Consider the following 21077-nt stretch of genomic DNA (forward strand, 5'->3'; position numbering starts at 1 on the left):
CATAGCGAGACATGGATGTCTCAAGTGGTGGTCGCCACGCAGGGGTCCCCATACTGGAGCCACCGACGAACGACCCGGCGGTCGGCGGCCCCAGCTCAGGCCGTGACCGCACTCCGATCCGCCCGGCACGGCAGGACACCCCCAGCCACCCCGACGGATCACCCGGACCATCGTCCGGCGTGCCCCGCATGCCGGACGCCAGCAGCGATGAGCGCAGTGAGGTGCACTGATGAGCCCGACCCCCCGCCCCGAGTCCGCGGCGCCGCGCGTCCCCGGCCCGGGGAATCGCGTGGAGTCCACCCGCATGACGGGGTCCGAGGGCCTGATCCGCGCGCTCGAGGAGCTCGGGGTCACGGACGTCTTCGGGCTGCCCGGCGGAGCGATCCTCCCCACGTACGACCCGCTGATGGACTCCTCCGTCATCCGCCACATCCTGGTGCGCCACGAGCAGGGCGCGGGCCACGCGGCCCAGGGCTACCACCTCGCCACGGGCCGTCCCGGCGTGGCCATCGCGACGTCGGGGCCGGGGGCCACCAACCTCGTCACCGCGATCGCCGACGCGCACATGGACTCCCAGGCCGTCGTGTTCATCACGGGCCAGGTCACCTCCGCGGCCATCGGCTCGGACGCCTTCCAGGAGGCGGACATCGTCGGCATCACGATGCCCATCACGAAGCACTCGCGCCTCGTCACCCGCGCGGAGGACATTCCGCTGGCGCTCGCGGAGGCCTTCCACATCGCGACCACGGGTCGTCCGGGCCCCGTGCTGATCGACGTCACGAAGGACGCCCAACAGGGCGAGCTCGAGTTCTCCTGGCCGCCGCGGCTGGAGCTGCCCGGCTACCGACCCGTGCTGCGCGGCCATCCCCGCCAGGTCAAGGAGGCCGTCCGCCTCATCGCCGAGGCCCGGCGCCCCGTGCTGTACGTGGGCGGCGGCGTGGCCCGCGGCGAGGCGTCCGCGGAGCTGCGCGAGCTGGCCGAGGCCACCGGCGCCCCCGTGGTCACCACGCTCACGGCGCGCGGCGTGTTCCCGGACTCCCACCCCCAGCACCTCGGCATGCCCGGGATGCACGGCTCGGTGCCGGCGGTCGCCGCCCTCCAGCAGGCGGACCTGCTCATCGCCCTCGGCGCCCGCTTCGACGACCGCGTGACCGGGCACCTCGAGTCCTTCGCTCCGGGCTCGCGCGTGATCCACGTGGACGTGGACCCCGCCGAGATCTCGAAGAACCGCCTCGCGGACGTGCCGATCGTGGGGTCCGTCAAGGAGGTCATCCCGGACCTCACGGCGGCGCTGCGGGCGGCGGCCGAGCAGGCGCCGCTGCCGGACCTCGCCCCGTGGTGGGCCGTGCTGGACCGGCTGCGACAGACCTACCCGCTCGGCTGGACCGATCCGGCGGACGGGCTCATGGCCCCGCAGCACGTGATCTCGCGGCTCTCCGCGCTCTCCGGCCCCGAGGCCGTGTACGTGGCCGGCGTGGGCCAGCACCAGATGTGGTCCAGTCAGTTCGTGCAGTACGAGCGCCCCCGGCAGTGGCTGAACTCCGCGGGCCTGGGGACCATGGGCTTCTCCGTGCCCGCCGCGATGGGCGCCAAGGTCGGAGACCCGGACCGCGTGGTCTGGGCGATCGACGGCGACGGCTGCTTCCAGATGACCAACCAGGAGCTCGCCACCTGCGTGATCAACCGGATCCCCATCAAGGTGGCGGTGATCAACAACTCCTCGCTCGGCATGGTGCGCCAGTGGCAGACCCTGTTCTACGACGGCCGCTACTCCAACACGGACCTCAACACGGGCCACGGCACGGCCCGCGTGCCCGACTTCGTGAAGCTGGCGGACGCCTACGGCGCGGTCGGGCTGCGCTGCGAGCGCACCGAGGACCTGGACGACACCATCCGCCGGGCCCTGGAGGTCGACGACCGCCCCGTCGTCGTCGACTTCGTGGTCTCCCGCGATGCGATGGTGTGGCCCATGGTCCCCGCGGGCGTGAGCAACGACGCGATCCAGGTGGCCCGAGGGATGACGCCCGAGTGGGACCAGGAGGACTGAGGAGCGATGACCGTGGAACGACACACCCTGTCCGTGCTCGTGGAGGACGTCCCGGGCACGCTCACCCGCGTGGCCGGCCTGTTCGCCCGCCGCGCCTTCAACATCCACTCGCTGGCCGTGGGCGTCACCGAGGTGCCCGGGGTCTCCCGGATCACCGTCGTGGTGGACGCGGACGCCCACCTGCTGGAGCAGGTCACGAAGCAGCTCAACAAGCTGATCAACGTGCTCAAGGTGGTGGAGCTGGCCGACGACTCCTCGGTGCAGCGCGACCACCTGCTGGTCAAGGTCCGCGCCGACGCCGCCACCCGCGGCCAGGTGGTGCAGGCCGCCGACCTCTTCCGCGCCCACGTGGTGGACGTGGCCCCCGACTCGCTCACCCTCGAGGCCACCGGCACCCGGGAGAAGCTCCAGGCCTTCCTGGACCTCATGGAGCCGTACGGCGTGCGCGAGCTCGTCCGCTCCGGCACCGTGGCCCTGTCCCGCGGCTCGCGCTCCATGACCGACCGGGCCCAGGCCCGCTGAGCCGGCCGCCGAGCCCGCACACCCTCTGATCCCCCTCACCGCTAGGAGACCGCAATGACCGCCACGAAGTTCTACGACGACGACGCCGACCTCTCGATCATCCAGGGCCGCACCGTGGCCGTGATCGGCTACGGCTCGCAGGGCCACGCGCACTCGCTGTCCCTGCGCGACTCGGGCGTGGACGTCCGCATCGGCCTCGCCGAGGGCTCGACGTCCCGTGCGAAGGCCGAGGCCGAGGGCCTGCGCGTCGTGGACGTGGCCACCGCCGCCGCGGAAGCCGACCTCATCATGATCCTCACCCCGGACCAGGTGCAGGCCGACGTGTACGCCGAGCACATCGCTCCGAACCTCCAGGACGGCGACGCCCTGTTCTTCGCGCACGGCTTCAACGTCCGCTACGGCTACATCAAGGCCCCCAAGGGCGTGGACGTCGCCCTCGTGGCCCCCAAGGGCCCGGGCCACGTGGTCCGCCGCGAGTTCGAGGCCGGCCGCGGCGTGCCCGCCCTCATCGCGGTCGAGCAGGACGCCTCCGGCGAGGCCCGCGCGCTGGCGCTGTCCTACGCGAAGGCGATCGGCGGCACCCGCGCCGGCGTCATCGAGACCACCTTCACCGAGGAGACCGAGTCGGACCTCTTCGGCGAGCAGGCCGTGCTGTGCGGCGGCGCGTCCCAGCTGGTGCAGTACGGCTTCGAGACCCTGGTGGAGGCCGGCTACCAGCCCGAGATCGCCTACTTCGAGGTGCTGCACGAGCTCAAGCTGATCGTGGACCTCATGGTGGAGGGCGGCATCGCCAAGCAGCGCTGGTCCGTCTCGGACACGGCCGAGTACGGCGACTACGTCTCCGGCCCGCGCGTGATCGACCCCTCCGTGAAGGAGAACATGAAGGCCGTGCTGGCCGACATCCAGGACGGCGCCTTCGCGAAGCGCTTCATGGAGGACCAGAAGGCCGGCGCCCCGGAGTTCAGTGAGCTCCGCGCGAAGGGCGAGGCCCACCCGATCGAGAAGACCGGCCGTGAGCTGCGCCAGATGTTCGCGTGGCTCAAGGACACCGACGACGACTACACCGAGGGCACCGCGGCCCGCTGAGCCGCGGTCCGGACCCTCGAGTGGTCACGACACGCCACGTGCACCGCGGACGTGACGGCGTGTCGTGACCACTCGGCTGCGGCGTCGAAAGGGACTCCCTGCGGCGTCGAAAGGGACTCCCTGCGGCGCCGCCGTCGTCTGCGGTCCATGACAGATCCATGCGGCTAGGCTCGAGGCGGCGACGCGGGCCGCGCACCATCTGCCCACGTCGCCCCACCGTGCCACCGCCGAACAAGGAGCCGCCCGTGAGCGCCGCCCAGCCCGTCGTCCTCATCGCCGAGGAACTCTCGCCCGCCACCGTCGAGGCCCTCGGCCCCGACTTCGAGATCCGCCACACCGACGGCGCCGACCGCGCCCGCCTGCTGGCGGACCTGCCCGGCGTGGACGCGATCCTCGTGCGCTCCGCCACGCAGATGGACGCCGAGGCCATCGCCGCGGCCACGGACCTGAAGGTCATCGCGCGGGCCGGCGTCGGCCTGGACAACGTGGACGTCCCCGCCGCCACCGCGGCGGGCGTCATGGTGGTCACCGCGCCGACCTCCAACATCGTCTCGGCCGCCGAGCTGACGTGCGGCCACATCCTCTCCGTGGCGCGCAACATCGCCCCGGCGAACCGCGCCCTCAAGGCGGGGGAGTGGAAGCGCTCCAAGTACGCGGGTGTGGAGCTGTTCGAGAAGAAGCTCGGCGTGATCGGCCTCGGCCGCATCGGCGCGCTCGTGGCCGAGCGCATGAAGGCCTTCGGCATGGAGATCCTCGCGTACGACCCCTACATCAGCGCGGCCCGGGCCCAGCAGCTCGGTGCGAGACTCGTGGACCTGGACGCCCTGCTCGAGCAGTCCGACTTCGTCACCATCCACATGCCCAAGACGCCGGAGACGGTCGGCATGATCGCGGACGAGCAGTTCGCGCGCATGAAGGACACCGCGTACGTGATCAACGTGGCCCGCGGCGGCCTCGTGGACGAGGACGCCCTCGCCCGCGCCCTGGACTCCGGAGCGATCGCCGGCGCCGGCATCGACGTGTTCAGCTCCGAGCCCGCCACGGACCTCGCGTTCTTCCAGCACGACTCCGCCGTCGTCACCCCCCACCTGGGCGCCTCCACCGCCGAGGCGCAGGAGAAGGCCGGCGTCGCCGTCGCCAAGTCCGTGCGCCTCGCCCTGGCCGGCGAGCTCGTGCCCGACGCGGTGAACGTGGCCGGCGGCGTCATCCACGAGGACGTGCGACCCGGCCTGCCCCTGGCCGAGAAGCTCGGCCGCACGCTCCGCGCGCTCGTCGGCGAGGCCTCTCTCGAGTCGGTGGACGTGGAGGTGGCCGGCGAGATCGCCGAGCATGACGTGAAGGCCGTCCGCCTCGCCGCCCTCAAGGGCGTGTTCACCGACGTGGTCTCCGAGCAGGTCTCCTACGTGAACGCCCCCGTGCTGGCCGAGCAGCGCGGCGTGGAGAGCCGCCTCACCACGACCCCCGTGGCGGAGTCCTACCGCAACGCCATCACCGTGAGCGGCGTGACGTCCACGGGCGAGAAGACCTCCGTGACCGGCACCCTGACCGGCCCGAAGCAGGTGCAGAAGCTCGTGGGCGTGGACGGCCACGAGATCGAGGTGCCCCTCGCTGAGCACCTGCTCGTGTTCGGCTACGCCGACCGCCCGGGCGTCGTCGGCATCCTCGGCCAGGCGCTGGGGGAGCAGGGCGTGAACATCGCCGGCATGGACGTGTCCCGCGATGCGGAGGGCACCGCGCTCGCGGTCCTGACCCTCGACGCCGGCATGGCGGCGGGAACGGTCGGCGCCCTCGCGCAGGCCATCGGCGCCGAGCGGGCCGCGGAGATCGACCTCTCCGAGTGAGCCCGCGGCCGGCATCGACCGGCCCGCCGCCGACGTCGGCGCGTCGCCTCCCCGAGGTGGCGCGCCGACGTCGTGGAGGGGAGCGGGACGGCCGGGGGCCCCGCCGGTAGACTCGCTGACCGTGACTGACGAGCGTGTGCCCTACTACCTGACCACCGCGATCCACTACCCGAACGGCGAGCCGCACATCGGCCACGCCTACGAGATGGTGGGCGCCGACGCGATGGCGCGCTTCGCCCGGCTCGACGGCCGCGACGTGCGCTTCCTCACGGGCACGGACGAGCACGGCCAGAAGATGGCGCAGACCGCCGAGCGTGAGGGCGTCACGCCCCTGGAGCTGGCCACGCGCAACTCCGGTGCGTTCCGGCGCATGGACGACGAGGTCCTGGACGTCTCCTACGACCGGTTCATCCGCACCACGGACGCCGACCACCACGCCGCCGCCCAGGAGATCTGGCGCCGCATGGAGGCCAACGGGGACATCTACCTGGACCGCTACGCCGGCTGGTACTCCGTGCGGGACGAGCGCTTCTTCACCGAGGAGGAGACCGAGGTCCGCGAGGACGGCACCCGCTGCGCGACCGAGACCGGCACCGAGGTGACGTGGACGGAGGAGGAGTCCTACTTCTTCCGCCTCTCCACGTACCAGGAGCCGCTCCTGCAGATGTACCGGGAGAACCCCGGCTTCGCCGCGCCGTCCTCCCGGTTCAACGAGGTCATCCGGTTCGTGGAGGGCGGCCTGACCGATCTCTCGATCTCCCGCACGTCCTTCGACTGGGGCATCCCGCTGCCCGCACCGGCCGACCCGTCCGCCGAGGATGCCCAGTCCCGGAAGAACCACGTCATGTACGTGTGGGTGGACGCGCTCGCGAACTACCTCACGGGCGCCGGCTGGCCGGAGACGGACCCGGCCGCGGTGGAGCGGTACTGGCCGGCCGACGTGCACATCATCGGCAAGGACATCTCCCGCTTCCACTGCGTGTTCTGGCCCGCCTTCCTCATGTCCGCCGGGATCGAGCTGCCGAAGCGCGTCATGATCCACGGGTTCCTGAACAACAACGGCGAGAAGATGTCCAAGTCGCTGGGCAACGTGGTGGCGCCCGCCGACTGGGTCGCCCGGTACGGCCTCGACGCCGTGCGCTTCTTCCTGCTGCGCGAGTTCCCCTTCGGCGCGGACGGCTCGTACAGCCACGACGCCGTGGTGGGCCGCAAGAACGCGGACCTCGCCAACAACCTCGGCAACCTGGCCCAGCGCTCGCTCTCCATGGTGGCCAAGAACTGCGACGCCGCCGTGCCCCGGCCGGGCGGGCTCAGCGAGGCGGACGCCGCGATCCTCGCCCAGGTGGACGCGCTCCTGGAGAAGACCCGCGCCGCCTACGCGGAGCAGGACTTCCACGCGGCGCTCGAGGAGACGTGGCGCGTGCTCGGCGAGGTCAACGCGTACTTCGCGGACCAGGCCCCGTGGGTGCTGAAGAAGACCGACGAGCCGCGCATGCGCACCGTGCTCTACGTGACGCTGCAGGCCGTGCGCCGCGTCGCGCTGCTCGTGCAGCCCGTCATGCCCGGCTCGGCCACGCGCCTGCTGGACCTGCTCGGCGTGGCCGCCGAGGGCGACGCCGGCCGCACCGGCGCCTCGGGCACCGGCGCCCGCTCATTCGCCGCGTTCGGCGACGACCTGGTCCCCGGAACGCCCCTGCCGAAGCCCGAGGGCGTCTTCCCGCGCCACGAGGAGGCGGCCGAGGGCTGAGCGGCGCCTCACCCGCCCCGGACGGCGGCGCCCCGGTCCCGCGGCCGGCGCGCCGCCGTCGCCGTCCTGCTGTCCACGAGGTGAGACGCCGCGTCACGCAATGTGGTCCGGGCGGGGCCCGGTCCTAGCCTGGAGCGCATGACCGAGACGCCCCGCACCGACGCCCTGCGCAGCACCGACGTGACGGCCCTGGACCTGGCCGTGATCGGCGGTGACGGGATCGGCCCCGAGGTGACGGAGCAGGCCGTGGCCGTCCTGCAGGCGGCGCTCGCCGCTGAGGGCCGCCCCGAGGCCCGGCTGACCGACTACGCGCTCGGCGCCGAGCACTGGCTGGCGACCGGCGAGACCCTGACCGACGAGACCCTCGAGGCCCTGCGCGGCCACGACGCGATCCTCTTCGGCGCAGTGGGCGCCGCCCCCGGGGACACGCGCATTCCGTCCGGGCTGATCGAGCGCCAGATGCTGCTGCGCCTGCGCTTCGCGCTGGACCACGGCGTGAACCTGCGTCCCGCCACCCTGTCCCCGGGTGCGAAGAGCCCGCTGACGCAGCCCCGGGACATCGACTTCACGGTGGTCCGCGAGGGCACCGAGGGCCCCTACGTGGGCAACGGCGGCGTGATCCGCGAGGGCACCGAGCACGAGATCGCCACCGAGGTGTCCGTCAACACCGCCCACGGCGTGCGCCGCGTGGTGCGGGACGCCTTCGAGCGCGCGGACGCGGGGGAGCGCAAGCGCCTGACCCTCGTGCACAAGCACAACGTGCTGGTGCACGCCGGGCACCTGTGGCGCCGCACCGTGGAGGCGGTGGCCGCCGACTTCCCCGAGGTCACGTGGGACTACATGCACGTGGACGCCGCGACGATCTTCCTGGTGACGGACCCCTCCCGCTTCGACGTGATCGTCACGGACAACCTCTTCGGCGACATCCTGACGGACCTCGCCGCCGCGATCACGGGCGGGATCGGCCTTGCCGCCTCGGGCAACATCAACGTGGAGGGCACGGCACCGTCCATGTTCGAGCCGGTCCACGGCTCCGCGCCGGACATCGCCGGCCAGGGCGTCGCGGACCCGGTCGCCGCGACCCTCTCCGCCGCCCTGCTGCTCGAGCACGTCGGGGAGGCCGGCGCGGCGGGGCGCGTGCGCACTGCGGTGTGGGCGCACCTCGAGGACCGCGCCGACGGCGATCGGGGCTCGACCGCCGAGGTGGGCGCCGACGTCGCCCGCCGCGTCTGAGACGCGCGCCACAGACCGCCGCCCCCACGGGTCTACGATGGACCCGCGCCCACCCGCCCCACCCCGATGGAGGATCCCTCGTGTCCGAGACCGTGTTCACCCGGCAGCCGCACCTCTCCCCGCTCTCGGACGAGGAGCGCGTGGAGATCCTGCAGGACCCCGGCTTCGGCAAGGTCTTCACGGACCACATGGTCTCCGTGGACTGGACGTGGAGCGAGGACGGCGGCGCGTGGCACGACGCCCGCGTGGAGCCCTACGGCCCCCTCTCCCTCGACCCGTCGGCGTCCGTGCTGCACTACGGCCAGGAGATCTTCGAGGGCCTGAAGGCCTACCGCCACGGTGACGGCTCGGTGTGGACGTTCCGCCCCGAGGCCAACGCCGCGCGCCTCAACCGCTCCGCCGTGCGCCTGGCCCTCCCCGAGCTGCCCGAGGAGATCTTCCTCGGCTCCCTGAAGGCCATCGTGGAGGCGGACCAGGGGTGGGTGCCGGACGGCGAGGGCCAGTCCCTCTACCTGCGCCCCTTCATGATCGCCACGGAGGCGTTCCTCGGCGTGCGGCCGGCGCGCGAGGTGCGCTACATGGTGATCGCCTCGCCGGCCGGGAACTACTTCGGCGGCGAGGTCAAGCCCGTCACCATCTGGGTCTCCCGCGAGTACGCCCGCGCGGGCAAGGGCGGCATGGGCGCGGCGAAGACCGGCGGCAACTACGCGGCGTCCCTCCTCCCGCAGCTGCAGGCCGCGTCGAAGGGCGCGGATCAGGTGGTCTTCCTCGACTCCGCGAACGACGACGCCATCGAGGAGCTCGGCGGCATGAACGTGTTCTTCGTGTTCTCCGACGGCCGCCTCGTCACCCCCGCGCTGAGCGGCAGCATCCTCGAGGGCGTCACCCGCTCCTCGATCCTCCAGCTGGGTCGTGACATGGGCCTGACCGTGGAGGAGCGCCGCATCACCCTGGCCGAGTGGGCCGAGGGCGTGCGCTCCGGGGAGATCACGGAGGTGTTCGCGTGCGGCACGGCCGCGGTGGTCACGCCCATCGGGCGCCTGCTCGACGGGGACGACGTCATCGAGTCCGCCGGCGGTGCCGACGTCACCTTCAGGATCCGCGCCGAGCTCGAGGGCATCCAGACCGGCACGGTCGAGGACCGCCACGGCTGGCTGCACCGCCTGGTCTGAGCAGGCCCGAACCAGGGTCTGCATGCATGGACAGGGTCTGCGTCCAGGACGCAGACCCTGTCCACGTCGTCAGATCCGACGGCGGCCCGACCGCCGGCGCCGCCGTCGCCGAGCGACCGGCGCGCGGGCACCGCGGTGAGACGTGAGACACTCCCGGGGTCGAATCCGTCACCCGCGATCAGGAGTCTCCGTGAGCTCGCACCGCTCCTCCATCCCCGCCCCCGCCGAGGGGACATCCCCCCACCCCGAGGAAGGCCAGGCACAGCTGCCGCCCGTCGAGGCGGAGCACCGCCCCCGCTGGACCCCCGTGAGCATCGCCGTCTGGGCCCTGCTCGCCCTGCTCGGCGGCGTCGCCTGGACCATGCTCGCCCTGCACCGCGGCGAGTCCATCAACGCCATCTGGTTCGTGTTCGCGTCCGTGGCCACGTTCCTGATCGGCTACCGCTTCTACTCGCGGTACGTGGAGCGCCTCATCGTCCGCCCGGACGACACCCGCGCCACCCCGGCCGAGTACCGCGCCGACGGCCGCGACTACGTGGCCACCGACCGCCGCGTGCTCTACGGCCACCACTTCGCCGCCATCGCCGGCGCCGGCCCGCTCGTCGGCCCGGTGCTCGCCGCGCAGATGGGCTATCTGCCGGGCACCATCTGGATCATCGTGGGCGTGATCCTCGCCGGCGCGGTCCAGGACTACCTCGTGCTGTTCTTCTCCATGCGCCGCGGCGGCCGCTCCCTCGGCCAGATGGCCCGGGAGGAGCTCGGCCGGTTCGGCGGCACCGCTGCCATCATCGCCACGCTGCTCATCATGGTGATCATCACCGCGATCCTGGCCCTCGTCGTCGTCAACTCCCTGGGAGAGTCCCCGTGGGGCGTCTTCTCCGTCGGCATGACCATCCCGATCGCCCTCTTCATGGGCCTGTACCTGCGCTACCTGCGCCCGGGCCGCATCACCGAGGTCTCGGTCATCGGCTTCGTCCTGCTCATGGCCGCCATCGTCGGCGGCGGCTGGGTGGCCGGCACGGAGTGGGGCGCGGCCCTCTTCACCCTGGACCGCGTCACGATCTCCTGGGCGATCATCGCCTACGGGTTCATCGCCGCCGTGCTGCCCGTGTGGCTGCTGCTCGCCCCGCGCGACTACCTCTCCACCTTCATGAAGATCGGCGTCATCGCGGGCCTGGCTGTCGCCATCGTCATCGTCCAGCCGCGCATCACCGCGCCGGCGTTCTCCGAGTTCGCCTCGGGCAACGCCGGCCCCGTCTGGCCGGGTTCGCTGTTCCCGTTCCTGTTCGTGACCATCGCGTGCGGCGCGCTCTCCGGCTTCCACGCCCTCATCGCCTCCGGCACCACGCCGAAGATGGTGGAGAAGGAGCGTCAGACCCGCTTCATCGGCTACGGCGGCATGCTCATGGAGGCCTTCGTGGCCATCATGGCGCTCGTGGCGGCCGTGTCCATCGACCGCGGCGTGTACTTCGCCATGAACGCCCCCGCCGCGCTCACGGGCGGCACCCCGGAGTCCGCGGCGGCCTGGGTCATGTCCCTCGGCCTGGCCGGCGTGGACGTCACCCCGGAGCACCTGACCACGCTCGCGAACCTCGTGGGCGAGGAGACGGTGGTCTCCCGCACCGGCGGCGCCCCGACGCTCGCCGTCGGGCTCTCCCTCATCATGGGCCAGCTGGTCGGCGGCGAGGCCCTCATGGGCTTCTGGTACCACTTCGCCATCATGTTCGAGGCGCTGTTCATCCTCACCGCCGTCGACGCCGGCACGCGCGTGGCGCGCTTCATGCTCCAGGACTCGCTGGGCAACGTCGTCCCGCGCTTCCGGGATCCGTCCTGGCGCGTGGGCGCGTGGGTGTGCACCGCGATCATGGTGGCCGCGTGGGGCGCCGTCCTGATCATGGGCGTCACCGACCCGCTCGGCGGCATCAACACCCTGTTCCCGCTGTTCGGCATCGCCAACCAGCTGCTGGCGGCGATCGCGCTCGCCGTCGTGCTCACCATCGTGGCGCGCCGCACCCGCGGGAAGGGCCTGTGGATCGTGGCCCTGCCGCTCGCGTTCATCACGGTGGTGACCACCGTGGCGAGCTTCCAGAAGATCTTCTCGCCGGTGCCGGCGGTCGGCTACTGGGCGCAGCACCGTGCGTTCCAGGACGCGATCGCGGCCGGCAAGACGAGCTTCGGCGCCGCCAAGACGCCCGAGGCCATGGACGCGGTGGTCCGCAACACGGCCATCCAGGGCACGCTCTCGGTGGTGTTCCTGGTGCTCGCCCTGATCGTGATCACCACGTCCGTGCTCGCCACCCTGCGCGCGCTGCGCGGTGTGGACGCGCCCAACCACGAGGACCCGTACGTGCCCTCGACGCGCTTCGCCCCGGCCGGCCTCGCGGCCACCGCCGAGGAGAAGGAGATCCAGCGTCAGTGGGACGCCCTGCCGGCGGAGAAGCAGCCGGTGCGGGGGCACTGACGTGCCCGGTCCGCACGCCACGACGCCGGACGTCGCCTCCCCCGCGGAGGCTGCGTCCGGCGTCGGCGGCCGGCGCGGCGCGTGGGCCTCGGCCCGCTGGTGGCTGCGCCAGCTCACGGGGGAGGGGAAGTACGACGCCTACCTGGCCCACCACCGGGCGCGCCACCCGGACGTGGACCCGATGACCGAGCGCGAGTTCTGGCGCGACGAGTACGCGAAGCAGGACGCGAACCCGGGCAGCCGCTGCTGCTGAGGGGCAGCGCCCGCCCACTAGGCTGGCCCCCATGCGCATCGCTCGTTTCGTGGACCAGGCCGAACCGACCTACGGCATCGTGGAGGGCCCGGCGGACGCCGACCTCTCCGAGCTGAGCATCACCGCCCTGCAGGGCGACCCGTTCTTCCACGGGATCCGCCCCACCTCCACCACCCACAGGCTGGAGGACGTGCGGCTCGTGGCGCCGATCATCCCGCGCTCCAAGGTCGTGGGCGTCGGCCGCAACTGGGCGGACCACGCGAAGGAGCTCGGCAACGCCGTGCCCACCGCGCCGCAGTTCTTCCTCAAGCCCAACACCTCGGTGGTCGGGCCGAACGAGCCCGTCACCCTGCCCGCCTGGTCGGACGAGGTGTCCTACGAGGCCGAGCTCGCCGTCGTCATCGGCACCATCTGCAAGGACGTCCCGCTGAACCGCGTGGACGACGTCGTGTTCGGGTACACCGTGGGCAACGACCTCACCGCCCGCGACGCCCAGCGGACCGACCTGCAGTGGGCCCGCGCCAAGGGCTTCGACGGCGCCTGCCCGCTCGGCCCGTGGATCGAGACGGAGCTGGACGTGGAGGTCGCCGGCGGCCTGCGGATCACCTCCCGGCTCGACGGCGAGACCCGCCAGGACGGCACGACGACGGACATGGTCTTCGGCGTGCGCGAGCTGGTGGCCGCCGCCTCGGAGATCTTCACCCTCCTGCCGGGCGACGTGATCCTCACCGGCACCCCGGCCGGCGTCGGCACGGTGGCCGAGGGCCAGCGCGTCGAGGCCGAGGTGGAGGGCATCGGCGTGCTCGCCACCCCCGTCCGCCGCTGAGCCTGGGGGAGCCCCGCGTAGACTCGGGACATCATGACTGAGCCCACCGCCCCCGTGTCCGAGAACACCACCGCCCCCGAGAACGCGCCCGCGATCTTCGCCGACGTCCCCCAGGTGGACGCCGACACTCCCGTGCGCGTGCGCTTCTGCCCCTCGCCCACGGGAACTCCGCACGTCGGGATGGTCCGCACGGCGCTCTTCAACTGGGGCTGGGCCCGCCACACCGGCGGCACGCTCGTCTTCCGCATCGAGGACACGGACGCGAAGCGCGACTCCGAGGAGTCCTACCAGCAGCTGCTCGAGGCCCTGCGCTGGCTCGGCATCGACTGGGACGAGGGCGTCGAGGTGGGCGGCCCGCACGAGCCCTACCGCCAGTCCCAGCGCGGTGAGATCTACGCCGAGGTCATCGAGAAGCTCAAGGCCGGCGGCCACATCTACCCCTCCTACTCCACCCCGGACGAGATCGAGGCGCGCCACCGGGCCGCCGGGCGCGACCCCAAGCTCGGCTACGACGGCGTCGACCGCGACCTGACCGAGGACCAGGTCGCCGCCTTCGAGACCGAGGGCCGCACGCCGGTGTGGCGCCTGCGCATGCCGGACACGGACATCACCTTCACCGACCTGGTGCGCGGGGAGATCACCTTCAAGGCCGGCTCCGTGCCGGACTTCGTGGTGGTCCGCGCGGACGGCTCGGCGCTCTACACGCTCGTGAACCCGGTGGACGACGCGCTCATGGGCGTCACCCACGTGCTGCGCGGCGAGGACCTGCTCTCCTCCACCCCCCGGCAGATCGCGCTCTACCGCGCCCTGTACGCGATCGGCGTCGCCCAGTACATGCCGGTGTTCGGCCACCTGCCGTACGTGATGGGCGAGGGCAACAAGAAGCTCTCCAAGCGCGACCCTCAGTCCAACCTGTTCCTGCACCGGGACAACGGCTTCATCCCGGAGGGCCTGCTGAACTACCTGGCCCTGCTGGGCTGGTCGCTCTCCGCGGACGAGGACATCTTCACGCCCGAGCAGTTCATCGAGAACTTCGACGTGCACAAGGTCCTGGCCAACCCCGCCCGCTTCGACGAGAAGAAGGCGATCGCCATCAACGGCACCCACGTGCGCATGCTGGAGCCGGCCGACTTCCAGGCACGCCTGGTGCCGTACCTGCACGCCGCCGGCCTCGTGGACGCCCAGCCCACGGAGCGCGAGCAGCGCATCCTCGCCGCCGCCGCGCCGCTCGTGCAGGAGCGCGTCCAGCTGCTCGGCGAGGCCGTCGAGATGCTGCGCTTCCTCTTCACGGAGGACGGGGACATCGCCACGGAGGCCGGGGCCCTCAAGGGCATGCCCGCGGACCTGCGCGCCGCCGTCGCCGCGGCCCGCGAAGCGCTGGCCGCCCTGCCGGCGGATGAGTTCACCACCGAGCGGATCGAGGCCGCGCTGCGCGAGGCCCTCGTGGAGCGACTCGAGCTCAAGCCGCGCCAGGCCTTCGGGCCCGTGCGCGTGGCCGCGACCGGCCGCAAGGTGTCCCCGCCGCTGTTCGAGTCCCTCGAGATCCTCGGCCGCGACTCCGCGCTGGCCCGCCTGGACCGCTTCGCCGCGGAGCAGGGCCTCGACGCCGCGCTGCCCACGGACGCGTGAGCCGCGCCTCGGGGGCCGGCGGCCCGTCGGCCCCCGCGTGGGACGGGGTCCTCTTCGACCTCGACGACACGCTGCTGGACCTGCGCACGGCCCAGCACGCCGCGTTCCACGCCACCATGCGCCACCAGTGGGCCGGGGTGGGCGGCGTGGCCCCGGGGGTGCTCGCGGCAGCCGTCGAGGCGTTCGCCACGGACGCCGACGGCCACTACGACCGCTACCTCGCCGGCGAGCTGACCTTCGCGGGGCAGCGGCTGGCCCGGGCTCGTTCGGCGCTCGAGCGCCTGGGCGCGCCCGCGGAGGCGGCCGAGCCGCTCGAGGCGCTGTGACTCACGGACTACGAGGACGAGATCCGCGCGCACTGGGCGCTCTTCCCTGCGACGGCGGACGTGCTGGCCGCGGTGCGCGCGTCCGGCCGCGCGGTGGGGATCGTCACGAACAACGTGGAGGAGTACCAGCGGGGCAAGGCGGACGCGCTCGGCCTGGACTGGGTGCGCGTGCTCATCGGCTCGGACACGGCCGGTGCCCCCAAGCCGGACCCCGCGCCGTTCCTCGCCGGGTGCGCGCGGATGGGGACCGAGCCGGCCCGCACGCTCATGGTGGGGGACAGCCTGTCCAGCGACGTCGCCGGGGCTCGCGGCGCCGGGCTGGTCCCCGTCTGGCTCGCGCCCGACGACGCGGAGGTCCCGCGCGACGCCACGGCGCCCGAGCCCGATCAGGACCCGGCGGCCGATGCCGCCCCCGTCGCGCCGCGCTGGGACGCGGAGCGGGAGTGCTGGCGGATGGACGCCATCGGCGGCCTGCTCACCTGGCTCTGACGCCGATGTTGCGTGGGCGCCGGGCATGGGGTAGAGTTCCTACTCGTTGCCGGAGAGGTCCGGGGACATCCAGCTTGTGAATAGCACTGATGGCAAGCGATGCTTGACATGCAGTGGGGTATGGTGTAATTGGCAACACAACGGTTTCTGGTACCGTCATTCTAGGTTCGAGTCCTGGTACCCCAGCGAGTCTTCGACTCAGTGAGCGCTGACAGCAGTCGGCGCGCACGGCCCCATCGTATAGCGGCCTAGTACGCCGCCCTCTCACGGCGGTAACGCGGGTTCAAATCCCGCTGGGGTCACGCACGCATCACGTCCACGGACGCGGTGCACGGACGGTCATGCGAGCCGTCCACCTGCTCGGTGAGGCAGGCGCACAGAACTCTCCACCCGCTTCCGGCAGCGATGCCGGGGGCAGCTCGGCCCCATCGTATAGCGGCCTAGTACGCCGCCCTCTCACGGCGGTAACGCGGGTTCAAATCCCGCTGGGGTCACGTGAGTGACGCAAGCCCGGTCCATCTGGACCGGGCTTGCGCCGTCTCCGGGGCAGTGCCCACCCGTCCTGTTCCGGGCCCGGACGGGCCCCTCGTGTGAGAATGGGACGCGTGCATCCCACTGACGAGAACGCCCCCACTCCGCCGCAGGGCACCGCCACGCCGGGCATCGACACCGCCGTCCGCCGCGTCCGCGACCACGTCGCCGACCTGGACCTCGGCTTCGAGACGCCGTCCGCGCAGGCGGACCGGGCCGAGCGCGAGCGCACCCTCCACCAGATCGACGACTACGTCCTTCCCCGCCTCGACTCCCTCGACGCCCCCCTGCTGGCCGTCGTCGGCGGCTCGACCGGCGCGGGCAAGTCGACCCTGGTCAACGCCCTCGTGGGGCACCAGGTCTCCCGCTCCTCGGCCCTGCGCCCCACCACACGCCAGCCCCTGCTCCTGCACAACCCGGCCGACGCCGCGTGGTTCACCGGCCCCCGCGTGCTGCCGGACCTGGCCCGCGTGACCGTGCACCGCACGGAGGCCGGCGGCCCCGTGGAGCCGGACTCGAACGCGATGGACACGGTCGCGCTCGTCGCGGAGCCCTCCCTGCCCGCCGGCATCGCGCTGGTGGACGCCCCGGACATCGACTCCGTGGCCGACCAGAACCGCGCCCTGGCCCGCCAGCTCCTCGAGGCCGCGGACCTGTGGATCTTCACGACGACGGCGCACCGCTACGCCGACGCCGTCCCGTGGCAGCTCCTCGACCAGGCGGCCGCCCGCGACATCACGGTCGCCGTCGTGCTGGGCCGCGTGCCTGAGGGCGACGCCGAGTCCATCACCCCCGACCTCCAGCGCATGCTCACCGAGCACGGCCTGCCCGACGCCCGCATCCACGTGATCCCGGAGACGCGCTTCGACGAGACGGGCCTGCTCCCGCAGGAGCATGTGGCCAGCCTCCGCGCGTGGCTCGAGGAGCTCGCGCACGACGCCCAGACCCGCTCCGCCGTGGCCCGCCGCACCGTGGACGGCGTCCTCGCGCAGCTCGCGGACCGGGTGGAGGACCTCGCCCGCGCCGAGGAGGACCAACAGGTGGCCGCAGCCGGCCTGGCCCGCTCCGTCACGGACGCCACCGAGCAGGCCGTGGAGACCGTCCAGCACGCCACCTCGGACGGGACGCTCCTGCGCGGGGAGGTGCTGGCCCGCTGGCAGGACTTCGTGGGCACCGGCGAGTTCTTCCGCGGAGTCGAGAGCGCGATCGGCCGCATCCGCGACCGCGTGACCGCCCTCGTGCGCGGCCGCCCGGCCCCGGTCGAGGAGGTCGAGTCGGCGCTCGAGACCGGGCTGCACGCCGTCATGGTGGAGGCCGTCGCCACGGCCGCGGAGCAGGTGGAGCGCCGCTGGGCGGCCGAGCCCGCGGGCCGTGCCCTCGTGGCCGGCCGTGACCTCGGCGCGCTGCCCGCGGACGTGTCCGAGCGCGCCGCCGCCGTGGTCCGCACGTGGCAGCAGGACGTGCTGTCGCTCATCGAGGAGGAGGGCGCCGGCCGCCGCACCAGGGCTCGCCTGGCCGCCTTCGGCGTCAACGCGGCCGCCGTGTCCCTCATGGTCCTCTCGTTCGCCTCCACCGCGGGGCTGGCCGGCATCGAGGTCGGGATCGCCGGCGGCGCCGCCGTGGTGGGCCAGAAGCTGCTCGAGTCGATCTTCGGCGAGGACGCCGTGCGCCGCATGGCCAAGCGCGCCAACGACCTCCTCGAGGTCCGGGTGCGGACGCTGCTCGAGGAGGTCCTCGCGGGCCGCTTCCTGCCGCTGCTCGCCCTGGACCGCGACCCCTCGGACACCGCGGCGCTGCGCGCCCTCGTCCCGACCCTGCGTCGCGGCGTGGAGGCCGGCCCCGACGGCCACCCCGGTGAGGAGGGCGATGCGCCCGCCCTTCCCGGCGTCGACCTCACCGCGGCCGCACCGGCCGAGCGGAGGACCCCTCCCGCCGACGTCGTCGAGGGCCGCCTCGTCGCCGAGTCGGAGGAGGACGCCCGATGAGCCGCGCCGTCGCCACCCTGGACGAGCGCCTGAGCGCACTCGGCGAGGCCGCCGACCTGGGGCGGAACCGCCTGCCGGACGGGCCCGTGGACACCGCCGAGGCCGCCGTGCGCGCCGCGGGCGAGCGCCGCTCCCTGTCCGCCGAGCACACCGTGGTCGGCTTCTTCGGGGCCACCGGCTCCGGCAAGTCGTCCCTGTTCAACGCGCTGACCGGGCGTGACCTCGCCCGCGTGGCCGCCACCCGCCCGACCACGTCCGAGCCGCTCGCGGCGGTGTGGGGCGTGCGCCACGGCCAGGGCCTCGGCGGCGGCCCGGACGCGGACGGCACGGGGGAGGGCGGCGGCGCCGCGGCCCTGCTCGACTGGCTCGGCGTCACGCGCCGCCACCTGCTGGACGAGGCCCCCGTGCTCGACGGCGGCCGGAGCGGGTTCCTCGGCATCGGCCACAAGGACGGCGCGGACGCCACGGGCCTCATCCTGCTCGACCTGCCGGACATCGACTCGGTGGAGCTGAACAACCGGGAGATCACGTCCAAGCTGGCGGGCCACGTGGACGTGCTCGTGTGGGTCGTGGACCCGGAGAAGTACGCGGACGCCGTGATCCACCGCGACTTCCTCGCCACGATGGGCTCGCACGCCGCCGTCACGCTCGTGCTGCTGAACCAGGTGGACCGCCTCACCGTGGCGGACCGGGACACCGTGCTCGCCTCGCTGCGCCACATGCTCACGGGCCACGGCCTCGCGGACGTGCGCGTCCTGCCGGTCTCCGCCCGCACGGGCGAGGGGCTCGATGAGGTCGGCCGCCAGCTCGCGTCGATCGTCGCGGCCCGGGGCGCCGCCGTCGAGCGCCTGGGCGCCGACGTGGCCGCCCGGGCCGATGACCTCTCCGCGGCCTCCGGCACGGGCGATCCCGCCGGCGTCACGGACGGGCTCGAGCACCGCCTCGGCAAGGACCTCGCGGTGGCCGGCGGCGTGCCGGCCGTGGTGCGCGCGGTGGAGGGCTCCTACCGCCTCCGCTCGGCCAAGCAGACCAGCTGGCCGGTGCTGCGCTGGATGCACTCCTTCCGGGCCGATCCGCTGCGCCGCCTCCACCTCATGCCCGAGCGGGCCTCCGCCCGCCGCGACCGGGACGAGATCGAACGCGACCCCGCGGTGCACCGCACCTCGCTGCCCACGCGCACGGGGACCCAGCGGGCCGTCGTCGAGGGCGCTGTGCGCACCGTGGTCACGGAGGCGTCCGTGGGCGCGCCGGAGCCGTGGGCCGCGTCCATCCGCCGTGCCGGCCGCGCAGAGCTCGACGCCGTCCCGGACGCCGTGGACCAGGCGATCTCCGCCACCGACCTGGGTGCCGCCCAGGGCAGCTGGTGGTGGCCCGTCCTGAACGTGCTGCAGTGGCTCGCGCTGCTGACCGCGGTGGTCGGCGCAGGCTGGCTCGGCCTGCTGGCCCTCGCCGTGTACCTGCAGTTCGCGCTCCCGCCGGCGCCGAGCGTGGAGGGCTTCCCGATCCCGACGCTGCTGCTGGTCGGCGGCCTCGCGCTCGGCCTGCTGCTGGCGCTCCTGGCGGTCCCGCTCACGCGCTGGACCGCGGCGGCGCGCGGCCGCCGCGCCCGCCGTCGCCTCGAGGAGTCGACGACGGCGGTGGGCCGCCGCCTCGTGGTGGACCCCGTGACCGCCGAGATCGAGCGCTACCACCGCTTCCAGTCCGCGATCGGGACGGCGGCGGGCACGTCCGCCCGCGGCCGGGGACGGGCGCGCCGGTGACGGGTCCCGGTGGTGCCGGCCTCACGGTCGGCGAGCTGTCCGAAGAGGGCCTCCTGGAGATCATCCAGGGGGCCCTTGCCCCTGCCAGTGCCCCCGCGCTGTGGCCGGCCGACTCCGTTCCGCCCGGGGACGACGCCGCCGTCGTCCCCGCCCCGCGCGGCGCCGTGGTGGTCTCCACGGACGCCATGGGCGAGGGCACGGACTTCCTGCTGATGTGGCCTGCCGGGGTGCGCACGCGGGGCTACGACGCCGGCTGGAAGGCCGCCGCGCAGAACCTCTCCGACATCAACGCGATGGGGGCGAGCTCCTCCGCGCTCGTCACGGCGCTGACGCTCCCGGAGGGCACGGACGTCGCGTGGGTCCGCGGGTTCGCGCGGGGGATCGCGGGCGCCATCGCCCGGCTCGGCGCCGGCGGGTGCCGCGCCGCGGGCGGCGACCTCGGCACGGGGGAGCGGATCCAGGCCGCCGTGACGGTGCTCGGGGATCCGGGTGCGGGGGTGCTGGAGCGCCGACCGCGGCGCGCGGAGGACCGGGACCGCCTGCTCGCCGAGGGCGCGGACCTGGTCCACTGCCAGGTGCTCGGGGGACTCGTCGGCGGCGGACCGGGCTGGGCTGCCGCCGGGCTGCGCCTCCTGCTGACCGAGCGGGCCGAGCTCGAGCGCCGCTGGGACGCCCTGCCCGCGGAGCAGCGGCCGGGCGCCCGCGAGATCGCGCGCGCCGTCCGGGGGCAGCTGCGCCCGCGGCCGCCCCTCGCCGCGGGACCGGCCGCGCTGGCCGCCGGGGTGCTCACGCTCATGGACGTCTCCGACGGGATCGGCCGGGACGCGCACCGCATGGCGCGGGCCTGCGGCACGGGGGCCTCGGGCGGTCGGGTCGAGGACGGCCGGGCACGGACCCTGACCCCGTGGGTGGCCGACACCTGGGTGGCCGAGGTCGCCCGTCCGCTGGGGCCCGTGGCCGCGCTGGCCGGCGTCGCGCCGGAGGCCCTGGTTCTCGCAGGCGGCGAGGACTACGGGGTGGTGGGCCTGGCCTGGCCGGAGACCGCGCTGCCGGCGGGCTTCACCCGGATCGGGCGGATGCTCCCGGCCGGCGCCGAACCACCGGCCGGCCATCGGCCCCTGCCCGAGCGAGGCTGGGACCACTTCGGCGGCTGACGCGCCTCGGGCTGT

Annotated in this window: 15 protein-coding genes, 3 tRNA genes and 1 pseudogene; all 19 read left to right on the plus strand. The window is 73.5% G+C overall.

The features are described 5' to 3' along the window. Nucleotides 1-229 precede the first annotated feature (229 nt). Complete coding sequence (locus AAG742_RS04565) at nt 230-2047, plus strand: acetolactate synthase large subunit (protein ID WP_343282348.1); 1818 nt, start codon at nt 230-232, stop codon at nt 2045-2047. Between the two features lie 12 nt (nt 2048-2059). Next, on the plus strand, nt 2060-2569 hold the full coding sequence (ilvN, locus tag AAG742_RS04570) for an acetolactate synthase small subunit (protein ID WP_248115130.1): 510 nt from the start codon (nt 2060-2062) through the stop codon (nt 2567-2569). A 54-nt stretch (nt 2570-2623) separates the two neighbouring features. Then, nucleotides 2624-3655 carry a ketol-acid reductoisomerase gene (ilvC, locus tag AAG742_RS04575; protein WP_343282349.1) on the plus strand — a complete coding sequence of 344 codons (1032 nt, stop codon included), beginning with the start codon at nt 2624-2626 and terminating at the stop codon, nt 3653-3655. A gap of 245 nt (nt 3656-3900) precedes the next feature. Beyond that, the gene (gene serA, locus AAG742_RS04580; RefSeq protein WP_343282350.1) at nt 3901-5496 is read left to right on the plus strand and encodes a phosphoglycerate dehydrogenase; all 1596 of its coding nucleotides are present in this window, start codon (nt 3901-3903) and stop codon (nt 5494-5496) included. A gap of 121 nt (nt 5497-5617) precedes the next feature. After that, the gene (gene metG / locus AAG742_RS04585; RefSeq protein ID WP_343282351.1) at nt 5618-7243 is read left to right on the plus strand and encodes a methionine--tRNA ligase; all 1626 of its coding nucleotides are present in this window, start codon (nt 5618-5620) and stop codon (nt 7241-7243) included. A 138-nt stretch (nt 7244-7381) separates the two neighbouring features. Further along, the gene (locus tag AAG742_RS04590) at nt 7382-8476 is read left to right on the plus strand and encodes a 3-isopropylmalate dehydrogenase (protein WP_343282352.1); all 1095 of its coding nucleotides are present in this window, start codon (nt 7382-7384) and stop codon (nt 8474-8476) included. An 80-nt stretch (nt 8477-8556) separates the two neighbouring features. Then, entirely contained in the window at nt 8557-9648 is a 1092-nt protein-coding gene (locus AAG742_RS04595) for a branched-chain amino acid aminotransferase (protein WP_343282353.1), read from the plus strand. A gap of 265 nt (nt 9649-9913) precedes the next feature. Further along, the gene (locus AAG742_RS04600) at nt 9914-12109 is read left to right on the plus strand and encodes a carbon starvation CstA family protein (RefSeq protein ID WP_298713476.1); all 2196 of its coding nucleotides are present in this window, start codon (nt 9914-9916) and stop codon (nt 12107-12109) included. Between the two features lies 1 nt (nt 12110). Beyond that, on the plus strand, nt 12111-12362 hold the full coding sequence (locus tag AAG742_RS04605) for a YbdD/YjiX family protein (RefSeq protein ID WP_248115124.1): 252 nt from the start codon (nt 12111-12113) through the stop codon (nt 12360-12362). A 31-nt stretch (nt 12363-12393) separates the two neighbouring features. Then, a complete protein-coding gene (locus AAG742_RS04610) occupies nt 12394-13188 on the plus strand; it encodes a fumarylacetoacetate hydrolase family protein (protein WP_343282354.1) in 795 nt (264 codons plus the stop codon). 33 nt (nt 13189-13221) lie between these two features. Continuing rightward, nucleotides 13222-14817 carry a glutamate--tRNA ligase gene (gene gltX / locus AAG742_RS04615; RefSeq protein ID WP_248115122.1) on the plus strand — a complete coding sequence of 532 codons (1596 nt, stop codon included), beginning with the start codon at nt 13222-13224 and terminating at the stop codon, nt 14815-14817. Next, nucleotides 14814-15143 (plus strand): hypothetical protein, encoded by a 330-nt coding sequence (locus tag AAG742_RS04620; protein WP_343282355.1) that lies wholly within the window; start codon nt 14814-14816, stop codon nt 15141-15143. Before gltX ends, AAG742_RS04620 begins: the two co-directional genes overlap by 4 nt. An 18-nt stretch (nt 15144-15161) precedes the next feature. Continuing rightward, nucleotides 15162-15632: pseudogene (locus AAG742_RS04625) on the plus strand (HAD family hydrolase); the annotation flags it as partial. 114 nt (nt 15633-15746) lie between these two features. After that, nucleotides 15747-15818: transfer RNA gene (locus AAG742_RS04630), tRNA-Gln, on the plus strand. Between the two features lie 43 nt (nt 15819-15861). Next, nucleotides 15862-15934 (plus strand) — tRNA-Glu (locus AAG742_RS04635). 119 nt (nt 15935-16053) lie between these two features. Next, nucleotides 16054-16126, plus strand: a tRNA-Glu gene (locus AAG742_RS04640). Nucleotides 16127-16237: 111 nt separating this feature from the next. Continuing rightward, a complete protein-coding gene (locus AAG742_RS04645) occupies nt 16238-18148 on the plus strand; it encodes a dynamin family protein (protein ID WP_343282356.1) in 1911 nt (636 codons plus the stop codon). After that, nucleotides 18145-19908 carry a GTPase gene (locus tag AAG742_RS04650; RefSeq protein ID WP_343282357.1) on the plus strand — a complete coding sequence of 588 codons (1764 nt, stop codon included), beginning with the start codon at nt 18145-18147 and terminating at the stop codon, nt 19906-19908. The genes AAG742_RS04645 and AAG742_RS04650 overlap by 4 nt, the downstream gene beginning before the upstream one ends. Further along, nucleotides 19905-21062 carry an AIR synthase related protein gene (locus AAG742_RS04655; protein ID WP_298713118.1) on the plus strand — a complete coding sequence of 386 codons (1158 nt, stop codon included), beginning with the start codon at nt 19905-19907 and terminating at the stop codon, nt 21060-21062. The genes AAG742_RS04650 and AAG742_RS04655 overlap by 4 nt, the downstream gene beginning before the upstream one ends. The last annotated feature ends 15 nt before the right edge of the window (nt 21063-21077 follow it).

The sequence above is a fragment of the Micrococcus sp. 2A genome (assembly GCF_039519235.1).
Classification (GTDB): domain Bacteria; phylum Actinomycetota; class Actinomycetes; order Actinomycetales; family Micrococcaceae; genus Micrococcus.

Excerpts from the sequence above, each read along its gene's own strand:
- AAG742_RS04565 (WP_343282348.1), top strand. The coding sequence starts at position 230 with ATGAGCCCGACCCCCCGCCCCGAGTCCGCGGCGCCGCGCGTCCCCGGC.
- ilvC (WP_343282349.1), top strand. The coding sequence starts at position 2,624 with ATGACCGCCACGAAGTTCTACGACGACGACGCCGACCTCTCGATCATC.
- AAG742_RS04590 (WP_343282352.1), top strand. The coding sequence starts at position 7,382 with ATGACCGAGACGCCCCGCACCGACGCCCTGCGCAGCACCGACGTGACG.
- AAG742_RS04610 (WP_343282354.1), top strand. The coding sequence starts at position 12,394 with ATGCGCATCGCTCGTTTCGTGGACCAGGCCGAACCGACCTACGGCATC.
- gltX (WP_248115122.1), top strand. The coding sequence starts at position 13,222 with ATGACTGAGCCCACCGCCCCCGTGTCCGAGAACACCACCGCCCCCGAG.
- AAG742_RS04650 (WP_343282357.1), top strand. The coding sequence starts at position 18,145 with ATGAGCCGCGCCGTCGCCACCCTGGACGAGCGCCTGAGCGCACTCGGC.